This is a genomic window from Herpetosiphonaceae bacterium (assembly GCA_036374795.1).
In the GTDB taxonomy this organism is placed as follows: domain Bacteria; phylum Chloroflexota; class Chloroflexia; order Chloroflexales; family Kallotenuaceae; genus LB3-1.
The window spans coordinates 1-12495 of sequence record DASUTC010000070.1; the positions used below are offsets into that span (position 1 = coordinate 1).

Annotated in this window: 11 protein-coding genes; 4 read left to right on the forward strand and 7 right to left on the reverse strand. The window is 63.9% G+C overall.

The window, feature by feature from the left end; translation table 11 throughout:
* The coding region (locus tag VFZ66_04795) for a hypothetical protein (GenBank protein HEX6288484.1) at positions 1 to 729 on the reverse strand (729 nt) is incomplete at its 3' end.
* A gap of 243 nt (positions 730 to 972) precedes the next feature.
* On the opposite strand from VFZ66_04795, the gene VFZ66_04800 reads away from it, so the two are divergent.
* From VFZ66_04800 to VFZ66_04815, 4 genes are all read left to right on the forward strand, one after another.
* Positions 973 to 2730, forward strand: coding sequence for a S1C family serine protease (locus tag VFZ66_04800; protein HEX6288485.1), 1758 nt, complete (start codon positions 973 to 975; stop codon positions 2728 to 2730).
* A 274-nt stretch (positions 2731 to 3004) separates the two neighbouring features.
* Entirely contained in the window at positions 3005 to 3481 is a 477-nt protein-coding gene (locus VFZ66_04805) for a hypothetical protein (GenBank protein HEX6288486.1), read from the forward strand.
* Positions 3482 to 3654: 173 nt separating this feature from the next.
* The gene (locus VFZ66_04810; protein ID HEX6288487.1) at positions 3655 to 5034 is read left to right on the forward strand and encodes an MATE family efflux transporter; all 1380 of its coding nucleotides are present in this window, start codon (positions 3655 to 3657) and stop codon (positions 5032 to 5034) included.
* A complete protein-coding gene (locus VFZ66_04815) occupies positions 5031 to 5846 on the forward strand; it encodes a hypothetical protein (protein ID HEX6288488.1) in 816 nt (271 codons plus the stop codon). The genes VFZ66_04810 and VFZ66_04815 overlap by 4 nt, the downstream gene beginning before the upstream one ends.
* On the opposite strand, the gene VFZ66_04820 is transcribed toward VFZ66_04815, so the two are convergent.
* The 6 genes from VFZ66_04820 to trpE all read right to left on the reverse strand — a co-directional run bounded on the left by VFZ66_04820 (position 5810) and on the right by trpE (position 12467).
* On the reverse strand, positions 5810 to 8020 hold the full coding sequence (locus tag VFZ66_04820) for a hypothetical protein (protein ID HEX6288489.1): 2211 nt from the start codon (positions 8018 to 8020) through the stop codon (positions 5810 to 5812). The two genes, VFZ66_04815 and VFZ66_04820, sit on opposite strands and share 37 nt — an antisense overlap.
* Positions 8021 to 8105: 85 nt before the next feature.
* Entirely contained in the window at positions 8106 to 8522 is a 417-nt protein-coding gene (locus VFZ66_04825; GenBank protein HEX6288490.1) for a phage holin family protein, read from the reverse strand.
* A gap of 361 nt (positions 8523 to 8883) precedes the next feature.
* On the reverse strand, positions 8884 to 9219 hold the full coding sequence (locus tag VFZ66_04830) for a glutaredoxin family protein (protein HEX6288491.1): 336 nt from the start codon (positions 9217 to 9219) through the stop codon (positions 8884 to 8886).
* A gap of 79 nt (positions 9220 to 9298) precedes the next feature.
* Positions 9299 to 10321 carry an anthranilate phosphoribosyltransferase gene (trpD, locus tag VFZ66_04835; protein ID HEX6288492.1) on the reverse strand — a complete coding sequence of 341 codons (1023 nt, stop codon included), beginning with the start codon at positions 10319 to 10321 and terminating at the stop codon, positions 9299 to 9301.
* Between the two features lie 57 nt (positions 10322 to 10378).
* Entirely contained in the window at positions 10379 to 10984 is a 606-nt protein-coding gene (locus VFZ66_04840; GenBank protein ID HEX6288493.1) for an aminodeoxychorismate/anthranilate synthase component II, read from the reverse strand.
* A 25-nt stretch (positions 10985 to 11009) separates the two neighbouring features.
* Entirely contained in the window at positions 11010 to 12467 is a 1458-nt protein-coding gene (gene trpE, locus VFZ66_04845; protein ID HEX6288494.1) for an anthranilate synthase component I, read from the reverse strand.
* Positions 12468 to 12495 lie beyond the last annotated feature (28 nt).

The following is a 12495-nucleotide window of genomic DNA, read 5'->3' on the forward strand; positions in this document are numbered from 1 at the left end:
GCCGACGCCCGTGAAATAGGCGTTGCCTTCGTTGCCCTGGCTGCTGGCGTCGATCACATAGACCTCGTCGATCGAAACACCCACGCGCTCGCCGAGCCGGAAGATCTGGTCGCGTAATGCCTGGTCTTCGAGCGGGCGCTGCGTGAAGAAGAGCGGCGTGATCACATACGGCGTCAGGTAGGTCAGCAGCAGCGAGAGCACGACGAAGCCACCCGACGCCAGCAGCCACCAGCGCTCCGGCGCGACGCGCAGCAGCCAGTACAAGCCCTCGGTTGTCACCAGCGCCATGAACAGCGCGATCAGCAGCTCTTTCGCCTGTCGCCACAGCCAGGCCAGCGTCGGCTCCTGAGACAGCCCATAGGCGCGGCGGAGGATGAGGCTGGCGTATCCCAGCGGCAGGCTCAGCACTACGGCTACGACAACGCCGACAATGGTAAAACCGGCGACAAGCAGCCACGGCTGCCGCAGGCCGTGAGTCTCAAGCCAGGAGCGGAGCGCCGCGCTCCAGCCCATGCGTACGGCGATCCATAGTCCCAGCGCGGGCAAGAGCAGGTTCGCGACGGCCAGCACGCGCCGGTAAGCGCTAAGCTGCTCGGCCTGCGCCAGCCAGGCGGGATCTGAGCCGAGTAGTTCACGCGGCAGGTCGGGCGCTGGCGCTTTTGGGCTGAGCAGCCAGCTCAATCCGATCGTCGCTACGATGATCCCACAGGCAAGCAAAAGCGGACGCATATGATTCCTTTCTTATCTTAAATTTTACATTAACGATCCGGTTGCGGTACAGGTGCAGTAGATAAGCGTCGGAAAGGCTACTCATTATTAGGACCCTTGTGGCCTTATCTTAAACAAATACGTGCTTATACTATTCGCGTATTCCTGCCAATGCTATTCCTGCTCGATCCTCTATCGCAACCATAGGGCTGTATTGTCAGCAGTTGATCTGAGGTCAGGTTGCGCCTCAAGAAGGAGTTTACCGTGCGGCTCTCCCCCCTGTTTCTGATCGTCGCGCTGCTGCTCAGCGCATGTGGCGGCGCGCCAAACACCCAACCGGCAGCCACTTCAGCCGCCGAGGCCTCTCCCTCAGCAGCACCCGCAGCCACACCCGAACCCAAAGAACCGACCACCGTGCCTACTGCGGCGACGATGAACAACGAAGAGATTGCCGAGAAACTGCGGCCTTCGACGGTGCGCGTCGTGGCGGAGTTCGGCGAAACCGCGATCGATCCCGAAGGCCTGGGCGCTGGTACCGGCATTGTCTATGATCTCGACAACGGCTACATTATTACAAATGCTCATGTCGTCGAAGGCGCGTCGGTGGTGAAGATCGCCGTCGCCGACAGCACCAAAACTCGCTCGGCGCGCGTCGTGGGGCGCTCGCAGTGCGACGATCTGGCGGTGCTCAAGGTTGAGAACAAGGAAGGCTTAGAGGCGGCCACGCTGGGCGAGAGCACCAGCATGAAGCCGGGCGCTGAGGTGGTAGCGCTGGGCTATCCGCTGTCGTTCGAGCTGGGCACCGATATTTCGGTCAATCCGGGCAGTATCTCGCAGCTCAAGGCGCAACTGGATAAGTTCGAGGATCTGATCAAGATCGATGCGGCGATCAATCCGGGCAACTCCGGCGGCCCGCTGGTCAATCGCAAGGGCGAGGTGATCGGGGTTAACTCGCTGGGCATCGACGGCGCACAAAATACCAACTATGCGATTGCGATGTCACAGGCCAGGCCGATCGTCGAGCAGCTTCAAGAGGGCAAGAACCGGCACTACATCGGCCTGAACCTCGTGCCGAACGAGTACGAAGACTACTTCGGCACGACTGAAGGCATGGCGATCATCGGCGTGGCGAGCGGCAGCCCGGCCTCGCAGGTCGGCATTCAGGCGGCGGATCTGCTGGTCAAGATGGAAGGCAAGTCGATCAGCGACGAGGCGGCGGTCTGTGACATTCTGCGCTCCCATGCCGACGGCGATCAGCTCAAGGTGACGGTCTTCCGTGCCAGCACGGGCGAGCTGCTCGAAGGCGAGCTGACGATGGGCAAGGTCGGCGCGGCTGACGATAAGACCGTCAAGCTGGCGGTGGTCGGTAATCTCAACAGCGAGCCAGCCGGCGACAACGGTCAGTCGGGCGACAGCGGCCAGAGCGGCGACAATGGTCAGAGCGGCGACAGCGGGCAGAGCGATGACGATGGCCTGCTCGTCGTCAATAACTCGTTCGACGACGGCGATGCCGGAACGTGGCCCACCGGGCAGGAGGACGGCTACTCGGCGCAGGTCGCCGACGGCGCGTACACGGTCAATCTCACCGTCGATAACATGTACCTCTTCCTGCATCCCGACGAGGCCGCCGATATTGCGAACGGCGCTGTCGCCGCGCAGATTCGGCCTGAGGGAACGGGTCTGGCCGGTGTGATGGCACGCTACAGCGAGGCCGACGGCAAGCGCAGCATGTACGTGTGCTGGATCAGCAATGAGCGTAAGTTCGCCTGCTCCAAAGATGTCAACAACGACTGGACCGTGATGGTCAAGCCGCAGACGCACGACGCGATCCAGCCCGATACCAACAACAAGGTCGTGCTGGCGGTCGTCGGCAACGAGTTTAGCTTCCAGATCAACGACCAGGAAGTTGCCAGCTTCACCGACGACTCGCTCACCACCGGCGGGTGGGGCGTGTACGCCGAGACGACGCCCGGCAACTTCAAGGCGCACTACGATCATATCGCGATCGGCAAGGTCGAGTAATTCTCGCATCGCTCCCAGGATAGATCGAAGACCGGCGGCTCCTGCAAAGGGGCCGCCAGGTGTTTAATGTGCAGCGCGGCCCAGGTGTAGGGGATGGCAGAATAAGGGAACAAGGGAACAAACGGAGAACCGAGAGCTACGATCTGCGGCGGGTATACCTGGGCGCGGTGCACTTGTTGCTGAAGTCCTCTGACGATGATACCTATCTTGGTGTTATACTTTTGACCATATGGCGATATAGTGAAGTCGTGTACACTACATCCTGTGGGAGAAGATGGAACAGCGCGCGCAAGAATACCGTTATCGACAGCCTACTCGCCAGCGGGCGGCTTTATGGCTGGTGCTCAGCACCGTGCTGGCCGTGGGCCTCCTGGCCGTTCTGATCGCGCAGTGGGCAGCCTTCGATCTGGCTACAAGGGGAGTAGCTGCTATCCTGCTGATCATCCTGCTGTACACCATACGCGCCCAGCTTGCGCGGCTGACGTACCGCTGCCGCATCCTGCCGGATCGGATCGAAGTGATCGCGGCGCTCAACAACCGTACGATCCCGTGGACCAACATCGTCGAAGTTCGTCGGCTGAACTTACCGCAGTTCGGGAGGAAGCCAGCCTGGGCATGCACCATCTTTACCCGCAGCAGACACGGCAATCCCGCTCCCACCTATCTCTTCGACCACCAGCTCGATCAAGCTGAAAGCGCGCTGCGGGAGATCGTAAGCGCTACGCCGCACGCCCAACACACAAACATATGATCGGTAAAAAAAGCTGATCGAAAGAGCAGCCTTGCTCGACCGAAATCGTGGACGATAACCCACAATAACCCACATTTTGCCACATATCCCACATAGATGGGGGATAACGAGGGATAATGTGGGATAAACGTGGGATAAACGTGGGATTTAGTTTAGAAAAGATGTTCTAAAATATGGCGACACGAACACTTCCGCTGCCTCAGACCGGCTCGCTACGCTCGCATGTGTTCAAGCTTGCTATGCCAGCCGTCGGCGAGCAGTTCCTCAACATGCTCGTCGGCCTGGCCGATACCTATCTGGTGGGGCATATTTCGGTGAGCGCGGCAGCGCAGCTTGGCTACGGGCCTGCCGAGGGCCTGGCCGGTGTTGGCCTTGCAAACTATGTGGTCTGGCTGGTGACGACACTGTTCATGGCCGGAGCGGTCGGGAGCACGGCGCTGATCGCGCGGGCAGTGGGTGCCGACGATCGTACCGAGGCGAACGCCGTGGCGCGTCAGTCGGTGCTGCTCGGCATCGTGATGGGCCTCGTGGGCATGGCGATGATGCTGCTGCTGGCCGAGCCTACACTGCGGCTGTTTGGCGCGCCGGAAGAGATCGTGCCGCTTGGGACGCGATTTTTGCACATTACCTCGATCTCGATGCCGCTGGCGGGCCTGATGTTTATGTTGAACGCGGCACTACGCGGCGCGGGCGATACCAAAACGCCGCTGCTGGTGATGCTGCTGGTCAACGGCCTGAACATCGGTATCTCCTGGCTGCTGGTCAACGGGGAGCTTGGCTTTCCGGCGCTTGGCGTCGAAGGCGCGGCCTGGGGCATGGGCATCGGTCGCGCGGTTGGCGGCATCGTGATCGTCGGGCTGCTGCTACGAGGCTGCGGCGTGCTCAAGCTGGATCGGCTGCCGTATCCCGATCGGGAGATCCTGCGCCGGGTGACACGGGTTGGGCTGCCGACGGCTGGCGAGATGCTGGCGTTTCAGAGCGCGCTGGTGCTCTTCGCGCGCTTCATCACCCATCTCGGCACGGTGCCCTACGCCGCGCACAACACCGTGGTCACGGTTGAAAGCATCTCGTTCTTGCCGGGCATGGGCTTTGCCGTCGCCGCGACGACGCTGGTGGGGCAAAGCCTGGGCGCGAAACATCCGCAGCGCGCGCGGGAGAGCGGCCACGAAGCCTACTTCCAGTCGGCGATCTTCATGGGCATCATGGGCGCGCTCTTTATCTTCGTGCCCGAATGGTTTTTAGCGCTGCTGGTGGACGATCCGGCGGTGGTGGCGGCGGGCGTGCTGCCGCTGCGGATGGTTGGGATTATTCAGCCGATCCTCGCGGCCAACTTCGTCTATGCGGGCGCGCTGCGTGGCGCGGGCGATACGCGCTGGCCGCTGCTGATCAAGCTGATCTCGCCCTGGCTGATTCGGCTGCCGCTAGCGTTCTGGCTGATTCCGATGTGGGGCCTGGAGGGAGCCTGGATCGCGATGTGCGTCGATCTCTCGCTGCAAGGCGTGCTGGCCTGGTGGCGGTTTCGCGGCAACGCCTGGGAGCGTATCCGCGTATGACGATCGATCTCGCCCCCCACAACCCCTACGGCCTCACGCTGCGCGCGCCGGTGATTGTCGCGCCGAACTGCGCCGCGGTGCTGCGTCAGCCCGATCCTGAGCTGATCGGCGCGATTACGACCAGCACCGCTACACTCCGTCCGTCGTATAGCGGCCAGACGCGCTGGGGCGCTGTGCCTGCCGGTGTCGTCTTCGAGCGCCTGCCGACGATCAGCTTTCGCGCGCTGGTTCAGGCCGAGGCGAAGCGCTGGGCGCGCTCAACGATCCCCATGCTGCTGAGCGTGTACGGCATGGCGGATGAGCTGGCCCATCTGGCGGCGCAGCTCGAAACGTTGGAGGGGATCGCCGGGGTGCTGGTTCAGACCGACGAGCCCGATCCGGGCCTGGCTGTCGCCGCCATGCGAGCACAGACCCAACTGCCGCTGCTGGCGGTCGTGCCGCACGAGGTTGGCGCGCAGGCGGATCTTGGATCAAGCACAGCCGCACTGGTGGCGGCGGGCGCGGACGCGCTGGTAGCGTGCGCGTATCCGCGAGGCAGCGCCGTCAGCGATGACGCTGTAGTCGATGGGGTGATTGTCGGGCCGACGCTGATCCCCTGGACCCTCCGGGCGCTCTCGGAGATCTCCCGCAGCACCCACGTGCCGCTGATCGCGCTTGGCGGCGTGGCCGATGCCCGGCTAGCGCGGCTCTGCCTTGGGGCAGGCGCGGCGGCGGTGATGATCGACGGCGCGCTGTATGGCGATCCGGCAGCGCCGCAGAGCATCGCGACAGGTCTTCAGCGCAGCATTGCCAGCGATGCGGCCAGCGCCTGAAGCGTTTTCTGAACGATGTTGCGCGGCCTGGGACGCCGTCCGACGGGCAGGTGGTAAGTGTTGACAAGGCGCTGGCCCTCACAGTCGAGCCGAATCCGCACCTCGTACTGGCCGCGCCGCTCGGCGACGAACTCCAGCCGCCCAAGCTCCTGAGCGGGGCAATCGGCCTCGAACTCTTCGACGATCGTCTGCTCGGCGACGCGCCGCAGCTCTGGGTCGGTGACGATCGCCTGGAGCCGGTAGCGCACCGCGCGCTGCGCGTCGTTGACGCCGTAGATCGGCAGCGACAGCCGATCGCCGAGCATGTAGCGCGACCGATCCAGCAGCGTGAAAGCATACTGCGGCCTGAACGCATCGCGCATCGCCCAGTACGATGCCTTGGGCACGCGCCAGTAATCGACGATCGACCACTGCACCGCCGGATTGCTATCCACGAACATAAACGGCACGATCCCGCCGGTCGGACGGTACTTGCGCAGCCGCAGCCGGTCGATATAAAACCGGTTCAGCTCGCTCTGGTAGCGCTGCGTCTGCTCGATCAGCGCGTCCAGCGTGCGGTTATCGCGCCAGTCGAACCAGTGGCGCATGACGTTGCCCTGGAACGAGTGCCGCCGCTGAAGATGCCGCCAGTCGATCCAGACCGTATTCTCCGGCATAAACTTCAGGCAGCTCTCTTTGTTCGGGAAGCTCTGCGCACCAAACTCAGTGACAAAGCGCAGGTTGCGCGGGAAGCGCTGCGGCAGCGTATCGAAGCCGTGTAGCCGCCCGTAGATGATGTACCAGCCGAAATAAAAATGCGTGTCGTTGCCGCGATGCCAGAGCGGGATCGCGTACTCGCCGGAGTTGCTGATCACGGGCCGCGTCCTGTCCAGCCTGCGCGCGATACGTGCCAGCCGCCGGTCGAGCACATCGCGGTTCCAGCTCCAGACAAACGTCGAGAAGTAGATCCGCAGGCCGGTGATAATCCGCTCGTCCGATGTGTCGGTGATGAAGATCGGCTCGTTGTGCATGCACCACACGGCGACCGATGGATGATGGCCCAGCAGCCGCAGCATCTCCGCCACCTGCCGCCGGGCGTGCGGCACCACCGCGCGGCGATAGGTCCACTGCATCGGGAAATCCTGCCACAGCAACAAGCCTAGCTCGTCCGCCGCGTCGTAGAGCGCGGGATGCCCGACGTGGGCGTGAACGCGCAGCAGGTTCATGTGGCAATCGCGCGCCATCTGTAGATCCTGTCGCGTCCGCTCGATCGTCGTCGCCGCGATGCGCGTATCGGTCGGCGGGTAGTTGTTGCCTTTAATCAAGAAGCGCGTGCCGTTGAGATAGGCGATAAAATCGCGGAACTCAAAGGTACGCACGCCGAAGCGGAACGAATACACATCGGAGCGCTCGCCCAGGCAGTGGATCTCAAGCGTCACCTCGTAGAGATTGGGATCGCCCAGGTCGTGCGTCCACCACAGGCGCGGATCGGGCAGGCTGAGCGCGCCGCTAAGCTGCTGCGCGCCGCCGATCAGCCGACGATTCTCGCTCACGGTGTGTGTCGTGCCAGTAAAGTTAGCGGGCGCGAAGCTCCAGCGCAGCTCGGCATCCAGCACCGCCAGCGAATCCAGATCGACGCGCCAATCGAGCGCTGCGGCGCTCTGTGCTATGCTCGTAGTCTGAAGCTGGACCTGCTGAATCCGAACCGGGCCGCTCTCCTCCAGCACCACGGGCAGCCAGATGCCGCCGGGGTTGGTCATCGGGTCGAGGGCGTCCCAGTGCGAGAAGACGCCGGTAAGCATGCGCTTGCCGCTTTTACGCCGCTCTTCGGGAGAATCGACCTCGACGATCAGCGTGTTTTCGTCTGACAGGATCGTCGTGACCTCGTGCTCCTGGGGCACGAAGTAGCCCTCGTGGCGGCCAAAATCGCGGCCATTCAGATAGATCTGCGACCAGTAGAAGATGCCCTCGGCACGTAGCCAGTAGCGCCGTCGTCCTGCCTGCTCGCCGGTGGGCCGTGGAAAGTGATGGCGGTAGACGACTTTGCCGGTGTGGAAGCGCAGCGCTTGCGCCTGCTGCCAGTGCGCAGGAAGCTGCTGCTCGGTCCAGCCGTCGTCGAGCGGGTACAATCCTTGGTTGAAGCGCTCAACAAGGCGCAGATGCCAGGTCGTCGCGGTCAGGGCAATCGGATTCATAGGCTGCTACTTCGCTAAACGGCTGTGATGCCTTTAGCAAGCGACGAGCCAGGATTGTACGGATGTGATGATCCACGAGGCGGGCTTAGTCGTCGTCGGGGCCGCGCACCACCTGGAACTGCACGCGGCTCTCGCCGCTGAGCACGCTGAGCACGGTGCTGACGATGCTGATCACCAGCGCGCCGAGCAGCGCGGAGAGGAAGCTGTCGATCTGAAGTCCGATGCCGAAGATCTCGGCCATGCCGCTGGTGAGATAGAGCATGCCCGCGTTGATCAGCAGCATAAAGATGCCCAGCGTCAGCACCACGAACGGCAGCGCCAGGAAGAGCAGCAGTGGACGGATCGCGGTGTTGACCAGCCCGAAGATCAGCGCGACGACGGCTAGGCCCCACCAGGGGCCGGTCAGGTTCAGCCCCGGCACGATCGAGACGGCGACCAGGATCGCGATGATGTTGATGGCAAGGCGTAGGATGAAGCGTTTGAGATTGAATTGATTATTCATCGGCTCACGTTACCGATTTCCAAAGGCGCTTGAGCGCCGAAATATTCCGTTTGTATATGATACCACCGCTAGGCCCTCACCCCGGAGGCCCTCACCCCGCTTCGCTGCGCTCAGCACCCCTCTCCCGTTGCGACAGGAGAGGGGAAGGATTGTAGCCCCGCGTGCGGTTGCTCCCCCGCTCCTATGCCGCAGGCCGCGCGGGAAAGGGAACCCGCGCGGGTGGGGAAGGCGGGTGCCCTCTGGGCGTGGGGGTGCGAGCTTACGTCTATTGCGCAACGATAGTCCCGGCTTGTATTCGAGCGCACACAAACAGGAGCACTGACACCAGTGCTCCTTATTGATTCAAACTGTTGCGAGGATGTTATGCTCGGTTCAGCAGGCCATGACGCTGCAAGAACGTGCTCAGCGCCTCGTCGCTCGGCTCGGTGATCAGCGTGCCACGATCGAACGAGCGGGCGGAGCGGCCCTGCGGCAGCGGCGCTGGCTCCTCGATCGGCAGGACCTCGCCTTTGCGGGCGACGACGATCGTTGGGACGCTGCGATGCCCGACCCACTGCTCGACCAGCGTGCCGGCCTCTTCGTCCTGATCGATATGGATCATGCGATAGGCGACTTGCTTGCTCCGCAAAAATCGCTCCGAACGCATCAGATCGGGGCAGGGAAAGGTGCGCCCGTAAACGATAAGCTCTTTGTCCACCGAAGTCCTCCTGGTATTGAGTTGCGTTATGTATAATACCAGGATGCCGCACCCTTCGCATGAGCCGAATCGCGCATGCCTAGGCAGTGGTTCGGCTGGCGCGTACCATCTGCTCCATGCTGCTGTGCGCGGCTCCCTCGTCCAGCGACCTGCGCGCCAGCGCGATGCCCTCGGCGAAATCGCCCGCGCGCTCGGCGGCAACCAGCGCCGCCGCCGCGTTCAGCAGCACGATGTCGCGCTGCGGGCCGTGCAGCGAGCCGTCCAGAATGCCCCGGATGATCTGCACGTTTTCTTCGACGGTGCCGCCCAGGATTGCGCCGCGCGGCGCGCGCGGAATGCCCAGCGTCTCCGGCGCGATCTCCTGCTGACGCGGCTCCTGGCCCGCGCGCACCTCCCAGACCAGACTCGGCGCGCTGAGGCTCATCTCGTCCACGCCGTCGGTGCCGTGGACCACCAGCGCGTGCAGCGTGCCCATGCGGCTGAGCGCCCGCGCGAGCTTCTCTGCCAGCGGCGCGGAGGCCACGCCGAGCACCTGATACTCGGCGTGCGCCGGATTGGTCAGCGGGCCGAGCACATTGAACGCGGTGCGAATGCCGATCTCGCGGCGGATCGGGCCGACGTAGCGCATCGCCGGGTGGAACTTCTGCGCGAACATGAATCCGATTCCGGCCAGATCGAGGCAGCGCGTCACGCCCACGGCATCCAGCTCGATGTCGACGCCCAGACCTTCAAGCACATCCGCTGAGCCGCATCTGCTGCTCATAGCCCGATTGCCATGCTTGGCGACAGTCGCGCCCGCGCCCGCCGCGACAAACGCCGCCGTGGTCGAGATATTGAACGTATTGGCGGAGTCGCCGCCGGTGCCGCAGGTATCGAGCACCGGCTCTTCGTGATAGACGCGCACCGATTTTTCGCGCATCACCTCGGCCATGCCCGCGATCTCGGCGTCGGTTTCGCCCTTGAGATGCAGCGCGGTCAGAAACGCGGCCACCTGCGCGGGCGTTGCCTCGCCGGTCATGATCTGCTGCATGACCGCCGCCGCGTCATCTTGCGCCAGATCGCGGCCCTGCACCACCGTCTTAATTGCATCTTGAATCTGCATGATCCCTCCACGCGAGATGTGTTCAACATTCGATCCCCTGCCGTCGCCGTGGCGGCGCTACACCTCGACGCTCTGCGCGTCCGTAGGCTGCCGCTGCTCGCTGGACAGGAAGTTGCGCAATAGCTCCTTGCCGTACTGCGTCGTGTACGACTCCGGGTGAAACTGGATGCCCTCGATCGGCAGGTCGCGATGGCGCAGGCCCATGATCAGCCCGTCGGCTGTCTCGGCGGTCACTTCCAAGGTCGACGGCAGGCTCGCGCGCTCGACGATCAGCGAGTGGTAGCGCGTGGCCTCGAATGGCGACGGCAGGCTTTGGAACACGCCCTGGCTGCGGTGGTGGATCGCCGAGAGCTTGCCGTGAACCGGCTCCGGCGCGCGAATGACACGCCCGCCAAAAGCCGCGCCGATCGCCTGATGGCCCAGGCAGACGCCCAGGATCGGGATCTCGACGCCCAGCTCGCGGATCAGCGGAATCGAGATGCCGGCCTCGGCGGGCGTACACGGCCCCGGCGAGATCACGATCTTGTCGGGCGCGCGCTGGCGGATCTCGTCGACTTCGATCTCGTCGTTGCGCACGACCTCGACGGTCGCGCCCAGCTCGCTCAGGTATTGGAACAGGTTGTAGGTGAACGAGTCGTAATTGTCGAGCAGTAGAATGTTCATAGATAGCTCCCAGTCTGGCGGCACACTACATCGCCTCGGCCAGCTCGATCGCCCGCAGCAGCGCGCGCGCTTTGTTTTGCGTCTCCTGCCATTCGAGCGCGGCCACACTATCGGCGACCACGCCGCCACCGGCCTGGACATGCGCGACGCCGTCTTTGAGATAGATCGTGCGGATCGTGATCGCGGTGTCGAGCGATCCGTCGAAGCCCAGATAGCCGACGCAGCCGGAGTACGGCCCGCGCTGGTCCGGCTCCAGCTCGGTGATGATCTCCATCGCGCGAATCTTGGGCGCGCCGCTGACCGTTCCCGCCGGGAAGCAGGCCCGCAGCGCGTCGAGCGGCGACAGATCCTCGCGCAGCTCGCCCGTCACCCGCGACACCAGATGCATCACGTGCGAGTAGCGCTCAAGCTGCATGAACTGCGGCACTTTGACCGTTCCGGGCTTTGCCACGCGCCCGACATCGTTGCGGCCAAGATCGACCAGCATCAGGTGCTCGGCGCGCTCCTTGGGATCGGCCAGCAATTCCTCGGTCAGGCGCTGATCGTCGGCTTCATCGCGGCCACGGCGGCGCGTCCCGGCGATCGGATGAGTCTCGACGATGCCATCCTCAACGCGCAGCAGCATCTCCGGCGACGCGCCGATCAGATCGAGGCCGAAGCCGCGCAGCAGATACATGTAGGGCGACGGATTGACCGCGCGCAGTGCCCGGTAGATCGTCAGCGCGTCGGCTTTGGTGGAGCGGGCGAAGCGCTGCGAGGGCACGACCTGGAAGATGTCTCCGGCGCGGGTATACTCCTTGGCGCGCTCGACGGCGGCCTCGTACGCATCTCTGCTAAAGTTCGACGCCTCAAAGATCGGCAGCGTCGCCGACTCGGCGGGCCGTGGCTGGACGCGGCTGGTGCCCATCGGCGCTTGCAGCCGCTCCTGAAGCTCGTTCAGCCGGGCCAGCGCGCGATCGTAGGCGTGGGCGAGATTCGCGCCATCCAGCCGCACATGCGTGATCAGCGTGAGCGTGTGCCGCAGGTGGTCGAAGGCCGCCAGCGTATCGAAGCGGGCAAAGACGCCATCCGGCAGACCGCCGTACGGTCGGCCTCTGGCGCGCGGCAGCCGCTCGAAGGCGGTGACAGCCTCGAAGCCCAGCCAGCCAACCGCCCCGCCGCTGAAGCGCGGCAGGCCCGGAAACGAGTGATACGGCCCGTTCGTCGCGGCCAGCCGCTCGATCGCGAGCAGCGGATCGCCCTCGTCGGCGTGGAGCGCCACGACCTCGCGGGGCTGCATCCCGATGAACGAGTAGCGGCCCATGTGCTCGCCGCCCTCGACCGACTCGAGCAGACAGGTCGGGCCGTCCTCGCCTGAGGTGAGCAGCACGTATGCGGAGACAGGCGTGAGCGTGTCGGCCAGCAGTTCGACGCTGATCGGCATCAGCCCGCGTCGATGCTCGTCTGCCAGCGCCCTGAGTGTTTCAAATGTTGGTGTAATCATAGTCGTGAGAGAACAAAGAACCGGCAAA

Bases quoted from the DNA above. Each gene is read 5' to 3' on its own strand.
- trpD (HEX6288492.1), bottom strand. From the start codon at position 10,321: ATGCAGATTCAAGATGCAATTAAGACGGTGGTGCAGGGCCGCGATCTG.
- VFZ66_04820 (HEX6288489.1), bottom strand. From the start codon at position 8,020: ATGAATCCGATTGCCCTGACCGCGACGACCTGGCATCTGCGCCTTGTT.
- VFZ66_04825 (HEX6288490.1), bottom strand. From the start codon at position 8,522: ATGAATAATCAATTCAATCTCAAACGCTTCATCCTACGCCTTGCCATC.
- VFZ66_04805 (HEX6288486.1), top strand. From the start codon at position 3,005: ATGGAACAGCGCGCGCAAGAATACCGTTATCGACAGCCTACTCGCCAG.
- VFZ66_04810 (HEX6288487.1), top strand. From the start codon at position 3,655: ATGGCGACACGAACACTTCCGCTGCCTCAGACCGGCTCGCTACGCTCG.
- trpE (HEX6288494.1), bottom strand. From the start codon at position 12,467: ATGATTACACCAACATTTGAAACACTCAGGGCGCTGGCAGACGAGCAT.
- VFZ66_04815 (HEX6288488.1), top strand. From the start codon at position 5,031: ATGACGATCGATCTCGCCCCCCACAACCCCTACGGCCTCACGCTGCGC.
- VFZ66_04840 (HEX6288493.1), bottom strand. From the start codon at position 10,984: ATGAACATTCTACTGCTCGACAATTACGACTCGTTCACCTACAACCTG.